Raw genomic sequence first — 16,946 nt, 5'->3', positions numbered from 1 at the left:
ACCAATCCTACTGACCGCCCTCGCCCGGCTTCCGGTGGCACCCGTCCGCGCATCCCCGCCCTCCGTCGCCTTCGCTCGCCGCTCGCCGCTCGCCGCTCGGCGCTTGTTAGCAGCAGATCAGGGATATGCATGCGATCTTGGGCGCGGAAAGCATGCGTATCCGTGATCTGCATGCTTCCCGCGCGGCGGCGCGGCGCGGGAGCGGCGCGGGAGCGCGGCGCGGGAGCGGGGCGCGGCGCGGGAGCGGGGCGGGCGCGAGCCCGAGTCAGTGGGGCGAGACGATCCGGCCGCGCAGCACGATCAGGCTCGGCTCACGCAGCACGGTCAGGTCGTGTCGTGGATCACGCGGGTAGACCACGAGGTCGGCCCAACCGCCGTCGTCGAGCCCCCGGAAGCCGAGCCATTCGCGGGCGCGCCACGATCCGGCTGCCAGCACCTCTTCGGTGGACATCCCGGCCGCGTTCAGGAGCAGCATCTCCTCTGCGGCCAGCCCATGTGCGATCCCACCGCCGGCATCGGAGCCGACATAGATCGGTACGCCCGCCTCGTGCGCGGCGGCGACGACGGCTGGGAAGCCGTCCCGGAGCGCGAGCATGTGCTTGGCGTACCGGGGGAACTTGGCTTCGGCGCGTTGGGCGATCGTCCCGAACGTCTCGATGTTGATCATCGTGGGCACCAGGGCGGTCCCCCGCCGGCCCATCTCGGCGACGATCTCCGCCGACAGCCCTGTGCCGTGCTCGATACAGTCGATCCCAGCCGTGACCAGGGTCGCGACGCTCTGCTCCTCGAAGCAGTGCGCGGTGATGCGCGCGCCGGCCGCGTGGGCCGCGTCGACCGCGGCGACCAGCGTCGCGTCGTCCCAGGCCGGGGCGAGGTCGCCGCGATCCCGGTCGATCCAGTCGCCGACGAGCTTCACCCAGCCCGTCCCCGCGGCGGCCTGCCGGGTGACCTCCGCGGCCACCAACTCCGCCGGAACCTCGACCCCGATCTCGGGCAGATACCGGCGTGGGGGCGCGACGTGCCGTCCCGCGCGGGCGAGCCGGGGGATGTCCGGGTCGTCGTCCAACTCGGGATACGGATAGGGAGAACCCGCGTCGCGGATTGCCAGTACGCCCGCACCCCGGTCGATGAGGGCGAGCTGCTTGGCCTGATCAAGGCTTCCGATCGGACGGCCACCGGGGGCGATCCCGAGGTGGCAATGGGCGTCTACCAGCCCCGGCAGGACGAACCCGCCGTCGCTGATAGTGGTGGCGCCGGGTATCGGCTCTCGCGACACCCGGTCGCCGTCAAGCCACAGATCGCCGGTCTCGTCGTCGGGAAGGAGTACACCGCGTACGTGCAACGCCATGCGCTCCACTAGACCACAAGGATGTCGAGCTTCTTCCCGAGGGCGGCGGCGATCTTTCGGAGATCGTCGGGATCGCTGGAGACCACGGCGGCTCCCTTGGCGAGCGCGGTGACCACCACGATCGCGTCCACCACATCAGCGGTACCAGACTTCGCGCAGGCTGCCCCGGCTGCACGGCCGATGCGGTCGGTGTCGGGCGTAATCTCGCAGTCCTTGAGCACTTCGACCAGGCCGTACTGCTTGCTACCTCGCCATGCCTGGGCAAGGACGACCACCGGCACGAAAACAGGGACTTGTGCGACAGTCCGGTTTCGATGCAGTCGGACGAAGCGTGGGTCGCGGCGTTCGGCAGCCAGCAGTGCTCCGGTGTCATAGACGATCGACGTCATCGGCGATCCTTCGGGCTCATCAGGCCCAGCCGGATCATTTCCTCGTCGACTTCGCGAGCGATGTCCTCGGGCACCGGGCCGAAGAACTCGTCCAGCTCACGCAAGCGCTGCTGGACCTTGAGATCCGCTTCGAGGTCGGCTTGGAGCCGCTCCAGCCGCTCCTCGATGGCCTGGGAGACCCAGGCCGACATGGTGACGCCCGATTCGGCTACGGCATCGCGTAGGCGTGTGTCCAACTGACTGTCCAGGGATAGCGACAACCTGACCACCTTTCCGCCGCCGGGCTTGGCGCCTGGCTCGTTCGGCTTCGTGTTGCGCGACTTCTCGCTCCCCGGCTCAGTCACAAGTCAATGTTATTACGCAGTAATACGAAGGGGCAAGGACGATTCAGATCGCCCTTGCCCCTGCGTACGGGTCTAGCGGATCAGACCTCGGCCAGGTACGCGGTCGCGAGGACGGCGTACCCGGTGACGTTGGCGTGGATGTCGGACTTCGTGCACATCCACGTCCACGCGCAGATCCGGGCGACGGCGAGCGGCACCGTGCCGACGCCGGGCAGTGGAACCTGCGTGGTCAGGTCGGTCGAGGCGAACGCGCCCGCGACGTCGGCGACGCGTACGCCGGCCGCCCGGTACAGCATCGTGAGCAACCCGTTGAACGCCCCGCTGACCTGAATGGACTGCTGCGCCAGCGCTCGACCGGCCGGGCCGGTCAGCCACGCCGCCAGGTACGGGTTGTAGTACGTCATCCCGACCATCGGCGTACGCGGAGCGACCGCCCGCAGCCGCGCCAGGATCTGACCGAGGTTGACGGCCAACGCGGCCAGCGCGTTCTGTACGCAGGCCGGGTCGATGGTGCCGCCCCGGGCGCACCGGTTGAGGTCGTTGCCGCCGATGTCGATCGTGACGAGCGAGACCTTGTCCTTGTGCGCGTGCAGGAAGCGTTCGGCCGCTTCGAGCTGGGAATCGCGACCGGGGTACTCGCAGGTCCCGCCGGTCAGCAGCGAACCAGAGGTCTCGCCGTCGCAGCCCAGGTTCTCCAGGCGCAGCTTCGGCTCGGTGGCCTGCAGCTCACGGTGCAGCTGCCCGACGTAGCCCTCGGCGCGGTCCAGCGGCGTCGCCGGCTGATAGCCGGCTGCCAGCGAATCGCCGAGCGCCAGATAGTACGTGGTTGATCTGTCCGGCGAGGCCGACGCGGGGGTGCCCACGAATCCGAGGGCGAGCGCGGCCACGGCGGCGACGGAGGTGATGCGTCGCAACATGTCCGCAACGTACTCGTGAGTAGCGTCGCGCGCAGCCCCGCCGACGGCAGCGGTTGAACAGGCGAGCCGGTTAGTTGTCGCGCTTGAAGAGCTTGTTGAAGTCGAGCTTCGGCGCCTTGAAGTCGTCTCCGCCGAGCTGCGACGGGTCGAGACCGGGCGGCAGCTGCGGCATGCCGCCGCCGGGCAGACCGGCCGGGAAGCCGCCGCCGGACCGGCCGCCGCCCTTGGTGCCCTTGCGCTTGTTCTTCGGGCTCTTGGTCGCCTTGCGCCGGCCGCCGCCGGGCAGGCCCATCATGCCGCCCATCTGCTTCATCATCTTCTGCGCGTCGGTGAAGCGATTGAGCAGCTGGTTCACGTCCATCACGGTGACGCCGGAGCCGGTGGCGATACGGGCGCGGCGCGAACCGTTGATGATCTTCGGGTTGGTCCGCTCGGCCGGGGTCATCGAGCGGATGATCGCCGTCACCCGGTCGAAGTGCTTGTCGTCCAGGTCGTCGAGCTGACCCTTCATCTGGTTCATGCCCGGCATCATCTTGAGCATGTTCGCGATCGGGCCCATCCGGCGGATCGCGATCAGCTGGTCGAGGAAGTCTTCGAGGGTGAACTGCTCGCCACCGAGCAGCTTCGACGTCATCTTCTCCTTCTGATCGGCGTCGAAGGCCGCCTCGGCCTGCTCGATCAGCGTGAGGACGTCGCCCATGCCGAGGATGCGGCTGGCCATCCGGTCGGGGTGGAAGACGTCGAAGTCCTCCAGCTTCTCGCCGGTGGACGCGAAGAGGATGGGCTGCCCCGTCACGTGGCGTACGCTCAGCGCCGCGCCACCCCGGGCGTCACCGTCCAGCTTGGACAGCACGACGCCGGTGATGCCGACGCCGTCGCGGAACGCCTCGGCTGTGGCGACCGCGTCCTGACCGACCATCGCGTCGATGACGAAGATGACCTCGTCGGGGGTGACCGCGTCGCGGATCGACGCCGCCTGCGCCATCATCTCCTGGTCGATGCCCAGCCGGCCGGCGGTGTCGACGATGACGATGTCGCGCATGTGGCGGCGGGCGTACTCGATCGACTCCTTGGCGACCGCGACCGGGTCGCCGACGCCGTTGCCGGGCTCGGGCGCGAAGACCTCGACGCCGGCCCGCCCACCGAGCACCTGGAGCTGGTTGACCGCGTTCGGGCGCTGGAGGTCGGCCGCGACCAGCATGGGCTGGTGGCCCTGGCCCTTGAGCCACTTGGCCAGCTTCCCGGCCAGCGTGGTCTTACCGGAACCCTGGAGACCGGCCAGCATGATCACGGTCGGCGGCTGCTTGGCGAACTGGAGCCGCCGCGCCTCGCCGCCGAGGACGTTGATCAGCTCCTCGTGGACGATCTTGATGATCTGCTGCGCGGGGTTGAGCGCCTGGGACACCTCGGCGCCGCGCGCCCGCTCCTTGAGCGCCGCGACGAACGAGCGCACGACAGGCAGCGCGACGTCCGCCTCGAGCAGGGCGAGCCGGATCTCGCGCGCGGTGGCGTCGATGTCGGCCTCGGTGAGCCGCCCCTTGCCGCGCAGCTTCGTGAAGATCCCCGAAAGCCGGTCGCTCAGTGTGTCAAACACAGCGCAATCATCCTGTTGGTGAGGTTTGTCCGATCAAGGGCGGCTCGTCGCCGCCCCCGAAAGACTACCCGCCTCGCAAATCGAGTGCGGATCACGGATCTGCATGCCATCTCAACCCAAGATCGCATGCGTATCCATGATCTGCCGCAAACAAGCGAGCCGCGAGCGAAGAATCGGGTCAGTCCAGGAGGGCGAGCAGGGCGGCCTCGATGGCGGGCCGGTCGACCGGGCCGATCAGGTAGAACGTGTCCACCACATCCGCGCCCAGCGTCGAGACGCGGGCGGCCCGGAGGTTCACGCCCAGCTCGGCGAGCGTCGAGGCGATCCGGTACAGCAGGCCCGGCTCGTCGGTCGCGCGTACTTCGAGCAGGTCGTCGCCGGGCCAGAGCAGGCGCGGGCGCGGGCGGGCGCCGTTGGGCGTACGCGATCGGCGAGCCAGCCGAGTGGGGAGGACGAGCTGATCGAGGGCGGCTCGCCGGAGATCCGCGGCCAGCCGGTCCCGGTCCGGGGAGGCGCCGTATCGGGGCTGCACGGCGCACTGCAGGACGGCCCGGTCCGCCACGGTGATCGAGTTGACCGCCACCACTTCGAGCTGATGCATGGCCAGGCATCCCGCGACCGTGGCGAGCAGGCCCCGGCGGTCCTTGGCGGCCAGCGCGACCCAGTCCGGCGCCACCTGAACGACCGGGAGGTCCGCCCCGAGCAGGGTCGGGTCGGGTGCCATCGGCGCGGGCAGCGGCGCTCCGGCCAGGCTCGCCCGGACCGCCGCGACGAGCTGGTCGATCAGCCGCGACTTCCAGGTGGTCCAGGCCGCGGGCCCGGTCGCGACCGCGTCCGACCGCGCCAGCATGTGCAACAGCTCCAGCGTCTCGGTGTCGCCCACGATCTCGGCCACCGCCGTCACAGTCGCGGGGTCGCCGATGTCTCGCCGGGTGGCGATCTCCGGCAGCACCAGGTGATGCCGCACCAGACGCTCGATCATCACGACGTCCGCGTCCGCCAGCCCGATGCGACGCGCGATGTCGGCCGCGAGCGGCGCGCCGACCACGCTGTGGTCGCCGGGCAGCCCCTTGCCCACGTCGTGCACGAGCGCGCCGACCAGCAACAGGTCCGGCCGCGCGACCTCGCGCGCGTACCCGGCCGCCTCGGCCGCCGCCGACACCAGGTGACGGTCCAAAGTAAACAGATGCACCGGGTTGTGCTGCGGCGCGCCGCGCAACCGAGCCCACTCCGGCAGCCAGGCCGCGATCAGCCCGAACCGGTCGCACGCGGTCCAGGTCGGGATCAGCGCCGGCCCGGAGCCCAACAGACTCATCAGGGCGGTACGCGCAGCGGCGGGCCACGGATTGGGCAACGGCGGCACGTAGCGGCTCAACCACTCCAGCGTCGACCGGGCGATGGGAAGCTTCGCCGTCGCGGCCGCCGCGGCGACGCGGAGCGACAGACTCGGGTCGGGATGCGGGGTGACCGCCGACCGGGCGAGCACCACCTCGCCGTCGCTCTCGACGACATCGGTCGCCAACGGCAGACGCCGCGGCCGATGCGGTACGCCACCCCGCCGCAGCGAGGCCCGCCATCGGTGGACGGAGCGCCAGGCGTCGTCCAGCGCCCATTCGACGGTGGCCGCGTCGTTGGCGACCCGGCGCAGCAGGGCGTCCCCGTCCGGCAGATCCAGTGCCTCGGCGACGGCGGCCCGCTCGTGCGCCACGAGCCGATCCAGGTTGCGTCCCGCCGACCGGTGCAGTGCGTCACGAACGTCCAGAAGGCGGGTCTGCGCTGCGCGTATCGCCGGAGGAGTGGCCTCGGCGATGCCGGCGCGACCGATCCCGCGGAGGATGCCCACGTCGCGAAGGCCGCCCGCGGACTCCTTGAGGTCGCCTTCGAGAAGGTGGGTCAGCGTGCCGTGCGTGTCGTGCCGAGCCTCGGTGAGCTCGCGGAGCCGGCTGAGCTGACTCGGCGCCGTACGCCGCCACAGGTCGGCCGCGCTCCGCGCGAGCCGCGCGGTGAGGTCGGCGTCGCCGGTGACGTGGCGTGCGTCGAGCAGGCCGAGGGCGACCTTGGCGTCGGCCTCGGCCGCGGCGAGCGACTCGTCCACGGTCCGGACCGAGTGGTCGAGCCCGACCCGGCTGTCCCATATCGGATACCAGATACGCGCCGCGAGTTCCTCGACGCCGCTGACCCCGGTGTGCAGCAGGACCAGGTCGAGGTCGCCGCGAGGGGCGCATTCGCGGCGGCCGAGCCCGCCGACCGCGACGAGGCTGACGCCCGGCGGCATCGCCGAATCGGCGGCGAGCTTCGTCAGCCAGACGTCGAACGCCGCCGCACGCTCGAAGCGTGCGGCGGCGCCGATGTTCGTACTCGGAGTCACAGTGAAATCACAGTGCGTCGAGGCCGCGTTCGCCGGTACGCACCCGGATCACCTCGGAGACCTCCGTGACCCAGACCTTCCCGTCGCCGATCTTCCCGGTCCGTGCGGCGGTGACGATGTTGTCGACCACCTTGTCCACGTCCAGTTCGTCGGTGAGCACCTCGATACGGATCTTCGGCAGGAACTCCACCGTGTACTCGGCTCCCCGGTACACCTCGGTGTGTCCCTTCTGCCGGCCGTATCCCTGGACCTCGCTGACCGTCATCCCCGCCACGCCGAGCGTCTGCAACGCCGCCTTCACGGCGTCCAGCTGGTATGGCTTGATGACCGCGGTGACCAGCTTCATGCTCAATCCCTCCATCGTTGGACCTTAACCGGCCACCTTCTCGGTGGACGGGGCCGGCTCTTCGGCCTCCGCGGCCTTGCTCGCCGCCGGCGTGATGCCGGCCATCGCGAACGCACCGGCAGCGCCGCCGGTGGGAGCGAAGTCGTACGCCGACTCGGCGTGCTCGTTGACGTCGATGCCCTCGACCTCGGTCTCCGGCGACGTCCGCAGACCGATCGTCACCTTGATGGCGAGGGCGAGCAAAGCGGCCACGCCGAACGAGTAGATCGAGACGATGCCGCTGGCCAGCGCCTGCCGCCCGAGCTGGGTGACGCCGCCGCCGTAGAAGAGCCCGTTGCTGGCCCCGAGGCCGTCGGTGATCAGCGAGTTCACGTAGTCGTTGGCGAACAGGCCCAGCGACAGCGAGCCGATCCAGCCACCGACGAAGTGGACGCCGACCACGTCGAGCGAGTCGTCGAAGCCCAGCTTGTACTTCAGGCTGACCGCGAGGGCGCAGACCGCGCCGGCCACGATGCCGAGGACGATCGCCGCCCACGGGGAGACGAAACCACAGGCCGGGGTGATGGCGACCAGACCGGCGACCGCGCCCGAGGACGCCCCGACCAGGGTCGGCTTGCCCGACTTGAGCCACTCGACGGCGATCCAGCCGAGCACCGCGGCCGCCGTGGCGACCTGGGTGTTGAGGAACGCGACCGCGGCGGTGGCGTCAGCGGTCAGCTCGGAACCGGCGTTGAAGCCGAACCAGCCGAACCACAGCAGGCCGGCGCCGAGCGCGACGAACGGGACGTTGTGCGGTTTGAAGGCCTCCTTGGGCCAGCCGATCCGCTTGCCGAGCACCAGGACGACGCCCAGGGCGGCCGCACCGGCGTTGATGTGGACCGCGGTACCGCCGGCGAAGTCCAGCGCGTGGATCTTCGTGGCGATGAAGCCGCCGCCCCAGATCCAGTGCGCGACCGGCACGTAGACCAGGGTCATCCAGCCGAAGGCGAACACCAGCCAGCCCGCGAACTTCGTGCGGTCCGACAGTGAACCGCTGATCAGCGCGACGGTGATGACCGCGAACATCATCTGGAACGCCATGAAGACGAAGACCGGGATCCCGGTGGTTCCCCAGAGCGCGCTGAACGTGTCGCCGGTGTTGCCACCCAGGTACGCCGTGAAGCTACCGAGATAGTCGTTCACCCCGGTGTTGTCGTTGGCGCCGAAGGCCAACGAGAACCCGTAGACGACCCACAGCACCGAGACGAGCCCGATCGTCACGAAGCTCATCATCATCATGTTCAGTACGCTCTTGGCCCGGTTCAGGCCGCCGTAGAAGAAGGCGAGACCCGGCGTCATGAGCAACACAAGTGCGCTGGAGACGAGCAACCAGGTCGTGTTCCCGGTGTCGATCGTCGGCGCGTCCTCCAGGAGCAGCACGTGCCCTCCTCAGTGAGTGGAATTCTCCCTCCCGGCTGGGGCCGCATCGCCGCTGCGCCGGTTGTTGGGGGAGCTTTCCGGGCGCGTGTTTCACGCATTCACGTTGCGCGGTTTCGTGTGTGTCACGAAGTGTTTCCGGCGTGTGAAGAAATCCTCACCGGCCCTTCGGGGACGGGCGTTTTGCGCCGGATCAGGGTTCTCGGTCGAATCTTGGTTCATGATTCGACCCGGAACCCTGATCCGGCGCAGTGGCCGAAGGCTCGCTTGGCGGAGGGCGTGCCCGCTTAGCGGAGGGCGTGCTCGAGGGTGTAGCGCTCGTAGTCGAGCAGGCGCAGGTCACGCATCGGGCGACGCAGGTGGCCCTTGTTGACGATCCGGACGAACGCGGGATCGCCCGCGGCCGCCATCCGGCGAATGCCCTCGACGTGGTCCACGATGCGCTTGCGGATCGTGCGGACCAGGCGGTGGCGGTCGCGCGGGATCAACCCGTAGGCGTCGGCGAACAGTCGCAGCCGGCGGGGCCGGTCGGGCCGGTGCCAGCCGAGCGTCACCGAGTCCCGGTCGCTGAACAGCGGCACCCAGGTCCAGGCCGCGTACGCGACGTCGTAGATGCGCGCGCCCGGCGAGGCCAGGTCGAAGTCGATCATCGCCAGGGTGCCGTCCGGACGCCAGATGACGTTGTGCGGCGCGGCGTCGTGGTGGCAGATGACCTCGGCGTCCGGCGGCGGCGGGCCGAACGAGCGCCACACCGCCCCCGGCGGCGGCCGGAAACCGGCCTGCGCGTCGTGGAACATGCGCAGCATGGTGGCGACTGTGACGAGTGCCTCGTCGGTCACCCAGTAAGGCTTGAGCGGATATTCGCCGCACTCGCCGGTCAGGTAGGAGAGGACCTCGCGGCCCTGCGTGTCCATGCCGAGCGCCCGGGGCGAGCCGGTGAACCCGGCGTGCTCCAGATGGCGCAGCAGAGCATGGACTGACGGGGTCCAGGGCCCGGCGTTCCGGCGTACGGTGTCTCCCACCCGCACTACGGTCGAGACGTTGCCTCCGCGCAGCGGGATCTCATAGTCCACAGTCACACGGCGTCCGGGTGCTCGGTGCCCAGCAGAGCGCTGACGAAGGCGGCGGGCTCGAACGGGGCCAGGTCGTCCGGGCCCTCGCCGAGTCCGACCAGTTTGACCGGGATCCCGAGCTTGCGCTGCACAGCGATGACGATACCGCCCTTGGCGGTTCCGTCCAGCTTCGTGAGCACGACACCCGTGACGTCGCAGACCTCCATGAAGACGCGGGCCTGCTCCAGGCCGTTCTGTCCGGTTGTGGCGTCCAGGATGAGCAGGGTCTCGTCGACCGGGCCGTGCTTCTCCACGACCCGCTTGACCTTGCCCAGCTCGTCCATGAGGCCGATCTTGTTCTGCAGTCGGCCCGCGGTGTCGATCAACACCGTGTCGACTCCCGTGTCGATGCCCTGCTTGACCGCGTCGTACGCCACAGCGGCCGGGTCGCCGGCCTCCGGTCCCCGCACGATGTCGGCGCCCACCCGGCTGCCCCAGGTGGCCAGCTGGTCGGCGGCGGCGGCCCGGAACGTGTCGGCCGCGCCGAGGACGACGCTGTGGCCGTCGGCGACCAGCACTCGGGCGATCTTTCCGCAGGTCGTGGTCTTGCCCGCGCCGTTCACGCCGACGACCAGGATCACCGCCGGGCGGCCGTCCTGCGGGCTCGCCTTCAGTGACCGATCGAGCTTCGGATCGAGCGCGTCGGTCAGCTCCTCGGCGAGCAGCGTCTTGACGTCGGCGACCGAACGCGTCCCGAGCACCCGGGTACGCTCCCGCAACTTGGCGACGATCTGGCCGGTGGACTCGACGCCGACGTCCGCCGTGATCAGGCTTTCCTCGATCTCCTCCCAGGCGTCCTCGTCCAGCCGATCGCGGGACAGCACGGCGAGCAGACCCCGGCCCAGGGCGTTCTGGCTGCGCGCCAGGCGACTGCGCAGGCGGACGAGCCGGCCTGCGGTGGGCTCGGGAACCTCGACCTGCGGCTTCTCCGCCGGCTTCGGCGCAGGTTTCGCCTCCGGCGCCGCTTCTGGTGCCGCCTCTGGTTCCGCCGTGGGTTTCGGTTCGACGATCACGCCGGTCGGAGCCCCGGCCGGCGGTGTGACCTCGTCAGGAGTCGTGACCTCGGTACGCGGCGCGGACGGCTGCGGCGGAACGCTGCGGCGGGAACGGCGAACCGCGAAGACGACTAGCGCGGCACCGATCAGAACGATCAACACCACCAGAGGGATGACGAGGTTTTCCATCCGTTCATCCTCTCAGACTCGCGCCGCCCGGCGTCGGCACGGCGGCGCTCGCCGCCACCCGAAATCCGTTGATCGATGTGGGGCCCTGGACCGATCATGGTCAGGTGTCTTTCCCGCACACCTTTTACCTGGATGACGCCGACTCTCCCGTCGACGTGATCGACGCCATGGCGCTCGCCGAGTTCGCGACGGGCGCTCAGCCCTTCGCGCGTACGCAGCGCCTGGAACGGGTGCGGGCGGACGCGTTGCTGCTGCCGGCCGGGGCCGAGATCCGGCGGGCCGCCCGAGACGACGGGACCAGCTCCCACCTCGCCACCGGCGACGGCTGGACACTGCGCGCCGTACGCTGGCGCGGCGGTTCGGCTGTGGTGACCGTCACGGCCGCCTCCGCCGAACTGGCCCGGACCGTCCTGGAGGAGAGCGTCAAGGACGTCCAGGAGCCGGAGACCGCCGAGGTCGAGACGGTCGAGGTCGGTTTCGCCCACTTCACCGGCCACGGCCCCCGGCGCGCCGTACGCAAGATCGCCACGACTCCGTGGACCGAGCTGCGGTCGAACTACGCGACCGCGGTCGCAGCGCAGTTCGACCGGCTGATGACGCTCACGCCGGACACGATCGACGGACGGCTGCTGCTCCTGCACGGTCCACCCGGCACCGGCAAGACCACCGCTCTGCGCAGCCTCGCCCGCGAATGGCGCTCATGGTGCCGGATCGACGCCGTCATCGACCCCGAGACACTCTTCGGTACGCCGTCCTACCTGATGAGCATGGCGGTCGGCGTGGACGACGACGAAGAGGGCCCGCGCTGGCGGATGCTGCTGCTGGAGGACTGCGACGAGCTGATCCGGGGCGAGGCGAAGCAGTCGACCGGGCAGGCGCTGTCCCGGCTGCTCAACCTGACCGACGGGCTGCTCGGGCAGGGGCGCAACGTGCTCGTCGCGATCACGACGAACGAGGATCTCGCCCGGCTGCACCCGGCGGTCCTGCGCCCGGGACGTTGCCTGGCCCGGATCGAGGTGACGCCACTCCCGCACGCCGAGGCCGCCACCTGGCTGGGGACGCCGACAGGCATCCCGGCGACCGGCGCCACCCTGGCCGAGCTGTACGCCCTCCGCTCCGGCACACTGACCGCGCCGGTCGAAGAGGAGCGCGTCGGGCAGTATCTCTGACGCTCGCTGCCGTGCGCTTGGGCACGCCGCCCGCTTGGGCACGCCGCCGGCGTAGGCACTAGATCATGGATATGCCTGCTAAAAGTGCCCAAGATCGCATGCATATCCATGATCTGGTGCCCAAAAGCGGGCACGAAGGGGGCCCAAAGCGGGCGGGAAGCGCACCCAAAAGCGGGCCCGAAGCGCGCCCAAAAGCGGGCCGGAAGCGGGCCCAAAGCGAGCCCGAAGCGGCCCGAAGCGAGCCCAAAAGCTCAAAGGCCCAGTGCGGCCTTCAGGTAGGGAAGGTCGGAGCGTCCGCTCCACCGGAAGGCGGCGATCCCGACCCGCCGTGCGCCTTCGACGTTGCGCTGTGAGTCGTCGACGAACAGGCAGTAGCGCTGCACTGTGCGTACGGCGACGCAGGCGGCTTGGAAGTATTCGGGCTGGGGTTTGGCGTACCCGAGGTCGGAGGAGTTGACGACGGCGTCGAAGTCCTCCGCGATGCCCAGTTGGACGAGGTCGTCCGCGAGGTCACGGGGTGCGTTGCTGCACAACGCGACGGGTATGCCGGCCGCGCGTACTTCCCGGACGAATTCCAGCACCTCGCGGTCGAGGTAGCCCCGGTATCGGGCCAGTTCGTCCACATCAGACTCAGTCAGGCCGAGCGCGGCGCCGACGTCCGCGAGCCATTCGGCCCGGGTCCACCCGCCGGTGACCAGGGTCCGATACCGGTCCGGCTCCATCGCCGCCTGGAAGATCGCCCCGGGTTCGAGGAAGTGCCGGTCCTCGATCGCCGCGTCGATCGCGCCGTCGAAGTGCCGCACCACTCCGTCCAGGTCAATGAGCAGGGCTTTCGCAGGTTCGCGTACGCCGGTCATCAATCGTCCTCACGCGACAGTCGCTGGCTGATCACTTCGGTCACACCCGCGCGCATGGTGACGCCGTACAACGCGTCGGCGACCTCCATCGTGCGCTTCTGGTGCGTGATGATGATCAGCTGGCTCTTCTCGCGGAGCTGCTCGAAGAGGGTGATCAGGCGGCCGAGGTTGACGTCGTCGAGCGCCGCCTCCACCTCGTCCATGATGTAGAACGGGCTGGGGCGAGCGCGGAAGATCGCGCAGAGCAACGCGACCGCGGTCAGCGAGCGCTCGCCGCCGGAGAGCAGCGACAGCCGCTTGATCTTCTTGCCCGGTGGCCGTGCCTCGACCTCGACGCCCGTGGTCAGCATGTCCTCAGGATCGGTGAGGATCAGCCTGCCCTCGCCACCGGGGAAGAGCACCTTGAAGACCTGCTCGAACTCCCGCGCGGTGTCGTGGAACGCGTCGGCGAAGACCTGCAGGATGCGGTCGTCGACGTCCTTGACGACGGTCAGCAGGTCCTTGCGGGTCGCCTTGAGGTCTTCGAGCTGGTCCGAGAGGAACTTGTAGCGCTCCTCCAGCGCGGCGAACTCCTCCAGCGCGAGCGGGTTGACCTTGCCGAGCAGGGCCAGCTCCCGTTCCGCCTTGGCCGCGCGCTTCTCCTGGATCGCCCGGTCGTAGGGAATGGTCGGCGTCTCGGCGGCAGGCTCGCCCTCGGCGGGTTCGGCGGGCGCCGACTTCGCCGCTTCCTCGGTGAGGATCGGCACCGGAACGTGCGGCCCGTACTCGCCGAGCAGGGTGTCGACGTCGATCGAGTACTCCTCGGCGGCCTTCGCCTCCAGCTGCTCGATGCGCAGTCGCTGCTCGGCCCGGGCCACCTCGTCGCGGTGCACCTCGCTGGTCAGCCGGTCCAGGTCGCCACCGAGCCGCTTGGCGTCCGCGCGTACCTCGGCCAGCTCGGCCTCCCGCGCGGTCCGCGCCTCAGCCAGCTCGTCGCGGCGGCTCGCGGCCATCGTCAGGGCGCCCGACAGCTGCCCGAGGGCCAGTCGCGCGCCGCTCTCCACGGCTCGCGCGATGCCGGCGCCACGCTCCCGGGCCGCACGCCGCGCGGCAGCCCGTTCTCTCGCGGCCCGTTCGGCCTGCGCCTGGCGCAACAAGGAGTCCGCGCGGCCCGCGATGCTCGAGACGCGTTCCTCACTTGTACGCACAGCGAGGCGGACTTCCATCTCATTCTGCCGAGCCTGTGGCACCGACGCGGCGAGTTGATCGCGTTCGGCCGACGAGGGATCCTCCTCGATCGGGCTGTCCTGCGCCAGTTCGAGGCGCTCCTCCAGCTCGGCGAGGCGTTCGAGGTCTTCTTCGCGGCTGGCGACCGCCTTGTCCCGGGCGACGGCGAGCCGATCCGCCTCGGCTCGGGCCGACCGGGCGGCCGCGCCGAGTTCGGCGAGCTGCCGGGCGACGGCGTTGCGCTCGCCTTCGGCCGCGCGCTTGGCCGCTGCCGCCTCGTCGACCGCCTTCTTGCGTACGGCGATGACTTCGCGGGACGCGGTGATCTGGTGGCGCAGCCGGGACAACTCCGCCTCGGCGGCGGCCCGCTTCTGGTCGGCCTCGTCGACTGCGGCCTGGGTCTCGATGTAGCTGGGTTCCTTGGCCGACCCGCCCGCGGCGGCGTACGCCCCGATGACGTCGCCCTCCGGGGTGACCGCCCGGAGCTGCGGGTACGCCGACACCAGCTCGGTGGCCCGGCGCAGATCGGGAACGACCGCGACCTCGGCGAGTGCCTTGTCCACGGCCGGGCGCAGCTCCTCGGAGCACCGCACGAGGTCGCTCGCCCACCGAGCGCCGTCGGGCAGCGCGACCGCCGGCGGCCGGCTGACTCCACGCCCGCCGACCAGCATCGACGCCCGCCCGGCGTCGGAGATCTTGAGCAGGCGCATCGCCTCGGCGGCCTCGTCGACCCCGGCGACCACGACCGCGTCCGCCAGTCCACCGAGGGCCGCGGCGATCGCGCCCTGATAGCCCGACTCGACGGTGAGCAGGGATGCGACGCTTCCCATCAGCCCCGGTACGTCGCCGGACCGGGCGAGCAGCGCGCCCGCGCCGTCCTTGCGACGCAGTCCGAGGGACAGGGCTTCGGCCCGCGCCCGCCAGCTCGCCGCGTCCTTCTCCGTCGTGCGTTCCGCGTCGGAGAGCAGTTTCAGCTGTTCGTTGGCCTCGGTGAGGGCGGCGGTCGCGACGGCGAGCGCCTCGTCGAGGGCGACGTTGTCCCGATCGGCCTCGGTGGACTCGGCGTTGGCGACGTCCACCTCCTCCTGGGCCTGGCCGGCCCGGGCGGCGGCGTCGGAGTGTGCGGCGCTGAGCCGGGAGATCTCCTCGGCGGCCGTCGTCGTCCGCGTACGCGCGCTGGCGACCTGCCCGGCGAGCTTGGCCAGCCCTTCGCGGCGGTCGGCGATCGCCTTGACCGCGGCGACGAGTGCCTTCTCGGCGGCGGCCAGTTCGTGCTCCAGGCGCTGCCGGGCGGCGACCGCCTCGCCCAGCCGGTCCTTGTCGATCTCCAGCGCCTCGCGGAGCGCGATCTCCTCGTCGCGGACCGCCTCGGCCTCCTCGACGAGCTGGTCGGGGTCGCGCCCGCGCTGCTCGTCCTCGGTCGGGGCGGACAGGTGCCGCAGACGTTCCGCCGCGAGCTGCGCGGTCGACCGGAAGCGCTCCTGCAGAGTGGACATCTGGTACCAGGTGTCCTGAGCGGCTTGCAGAGCCGGCGCGTCAGCGGCGTGGGCCGTCTCCAGCTCGTGCAGCGACCGCTGAGCCTCAGCGTGATCCGCTTCGACCGTACGCCGCCGGTCCCGCAGGGCGGCCTCGTCGGCGATCTCCCGATCCAGGGTGCTGCGCAACGTGTGCAGGTCGTCGGCGAGCAGCCGGAGCCGGGCATCCCGCAGGTCGGCCTGGATGCCGGCGGCCCGGCGAGCGATCTCTGCCTGCCGGCCGAGCGGCTTGAGCTGGCGACGGAGTTCTGTCGTCAAGTCGTTGAGCCGGTTGAGGTTGGCCTGCATCGCGTCGAGCTTCCGCAGCGCCTTCTCCTTGCGCTTGCGGTGCTTCAGTACGCCGGCCGCCTCCTCGATGAACGCGCGGCGGTCCTCGGGCTTGGCGTGCAGGACCGCGTCGAGCTGGCCCTGGCCCACGATGACGTGCATCTCCCGGCCGATGCCGGAGTCGGAGAGCAGCTCCTGGATGTCGATCAGCCGGCACCGGTCGCCGTTGATCTCGTACTCGCTCTCGCCGGAGCGGAACATCCGCCGCGTGATCGACACCTCGGAGTAGTCGATCGGCAGCGCGCCGTCACCATTGTCGATGGTCAGCGTAACCTCGGCCCGGCCCAGCGGCGGGCGGCCGGCGGTCCCGGCGAAGATGACGTCTTCCATCTTGCCGCCGCGCAGTGCCTTGGCGCCCTGCTCGCCGAGCACCCAGGAGATGGCGTCGACCACGTTCGACTTGCCGGAGCCGTTGGGCCCCACCACGCAGGTGATTCCCGGTTCCAGCTGCAGCTTGGTCGTGGAGGCGAAGGACTTGAACCCCTTCGCCGTCAGGGTCTTGAGGTGCACGGGTCTCCGCTGTCTCGTGAAGGTGCAGAGGTGGAGCCTACCCGCTGGGGGTCCGGCGTCGGCGGCGGCGCGGCGGGACGAGGTGCCGCTGCCACCTACCCACTATCCGACAGCCCCACACAAGCGCAGCTCGACCCCACCCTTACTCGCCCACGCTCCACTCACCGTCGCTCCGCTCGCCCACGCTCCACCCGCCGTCGCTCCGCTCACCGTCGCGTTGATCATGGACTTCGCACCCTCGACACGCCGCCGAGACCACAGTTAACTCCATGATCAACGGGGTGGGGCCGGGAGCGGCGGGGGCGAGCAGCCGGTAGGCGGCGA

General features: G+C 70.3%; 13 protein-coding genes. 1 reads left to right on the top strand and 12 read right to left on the bottom strand.

The annotated features are described in order from the left end of the window. Window positions 1-265: 265 nt before the first annotated feature. The 10 genes from AB0M47_RS01135 to ftsY all read right to left on the bottom strand — a co-directional run bounded on the left by AB0M47_RS01135 (window position 266) and on the right by ftsY (window position 11,018). Entirely contained in the window at window positions 266-1,348 is a 1,083-nt protein-coding gene (locus AB0M47_RS01135; RefSeq protein WP_363406333.1) for an amidohydrolase family protein, read from the bottom strand. Between the two features lie 8 nt (window positions 1,349-1,356). After that, window positions 1,357-1,737 carry a PIN domain-containing protein gene (locus AB0M47_RS01130; RefSeq protein ID WP_363406330.1) on the bottom strand — a complete coding sequence of 127 codons (381 nt, stop codon included), beginning with the start codon at window positions 1,735-1,737 and terminating at the stop codon, window positions 1,357-1,359. Continuing rightward, entirely contained in the window at window positions 1,734-2,081 is a 348-nt protein-coding gene (locus AB0M47_RS01125) for a hypothetical protein (RefSeq protein WP_363406327.1), read from the bottom strand. Before AB0M47_RS01125 ends, AB0M47_RS01130 begins: the two co-directional genes overlap by 4 nt. A gap of 80 nt (window positions 2,082-2,161) precedes the next feature. Next, window positions 2,162-2,998 (bottom strand): SGNH/GDSL hydrolase family protein, encoded by an 837-nt coding sequence (locus AB0M47_RS01120; protein WP_363406324.1) that lies wholly within the window; start codon window positions 2,996-2,998, stop codon window positions 2,162-2,164. A gap of 70 nt (window positions 2,999-3,068) precedes the next feature. After that, window positions 3,069-4,592 (bottom strand): signal recognition particle protein, encoded by a 1,524-nt coding sequence (gene ffh / locus AB0M47_RS01115; protein ID WP_363406321.1) that lies wholly within the window; start codon window positions 4,590-4,592, stop codon window positions 3,069-3,071. Window positions 4,593-4,770: 178 nt separating this feature from the next. After that, on the bottom strand, window positions 4,771-6,960 hold the full coding sequence (locus AB0M47_RS01110) for a [protein-PII] uridylyltransferase (RefSeq protein ID WP_363406318.1): 2,190 nt from the start codon (window positions 6,958-6,960) through the stop codon (window positions 4,771-4,773). A 7-nt stretch (window positions 6,961-6,967) separates the two neighbouring features. Further along, entirely contained in the window at window positions 6,968-7,306 is a 339-nt protein-coding gene (locus AB0M47_RS01105) for a P-II family nitrogen regulator (RefSeq protein WP_253757051.1), read from the bottom strand. Between the two features lie 24 nt (window positions 7,307-7,330). Further along, on the bottom strand, window positions 7,331-8,716 hold the full coding sequence (locus AB0M47_RS01100) for an ammonium transporter (RefSeq protein WP_363406419.1): 1,386 nt from the start codon (window positions 8,714-8,716) through the stop codon (window positions 7,331-7,333). A 293-nt stretch (window positions 8,717-9,009) separates the two neighbouring features. Next, the gene (locus AB0M47_RS01095) at window positions 9,010-9,801 is read right to left on the bottom strand and encodes an aminoglycoside phosphotransferase family protein (protein WP_253757053.1); all 792 of its coding nucleotides are present in this window, start codon (window positions 9,799-9,801) and stop codon (window positions 9,010-9,012) included. Next, window positions 9,798-11,018 (bottom strand): signal recognition particle-docking protein FtsY, encoded by a 1,221-nt coding sequence (gene ftsY / locus AB0M47_RS01090; RefSeq protein WP_363406314.1) that lies wholly within the window; start codon window positions 11,016-11,018, stop codon window positions 9,798-9,800. The genes AB0M47_RS01095 and ftsY overlap by 4 nt, the downstream gene beginning before the upstream one ends. A 104-nt stretch (window positions 11,019-11,122) precedes the next feature. On the opposite strand from ftsY, the gene AB0M47_RS01085 reads away from it, so the two are divergent. Next, a complete protein-coding gene (locus tag AB0M47_RS01085; RefSeq protein WP_363406311.1) occupies window positions 11,123-12,187 on the top strand; it encodes a DUF5925 domain-containing protein in 1,065 nt (354 codons plus the stop codon). Between the two features lie 251 nt (window positions 12,188-12,438). Here AB0M47_RS01085 and AB0M47_RS01080 read toward each other — a convergent pair whose 3' ends face one another. Further along, the gene (locus AB0M47_RS01080) at window positions 12,439-13,044 is read right to left on the bottom strand and encodes an HAD-IA family hydrolase (protein ID WP_363406308.1); all 606 of its coding nucleotides are present in this window, start codon (window positions 13,042-13,044) and stop codon (window positions 12,439-12,441) included. Beyond that, entirely contained in the window at window positions 13,044-16,622 is a 3,579-nt protein-coding gene (gene smc / locus AB0M47_RS01075; protein WP_363406305.1) for a chromosome segregation protein SMC, read from the bottom strand. The genes AB0M47_RS01080 and smc overlap by 1 nt, the downstream gene beginning before the upstream one ends. Window positions 16,623-16,946 lie beyond the last annotated feature (324 nt).

The sequence above is a fragment of the Hamadaea sp. NPDC051192 genome (assembly GCF_040682475.1).
GTDB lineage: Bacteria > Actinomycetota > Actinomycetes > Mycobacteriales > Micromonosporaceae > Hamadaea > Hamadaea flava.
The sequence above is the reverse complement of the archived record's forward strand: the minus strand, read 5'-3'. Positions and strand labels throughout refer to the sequence as shown.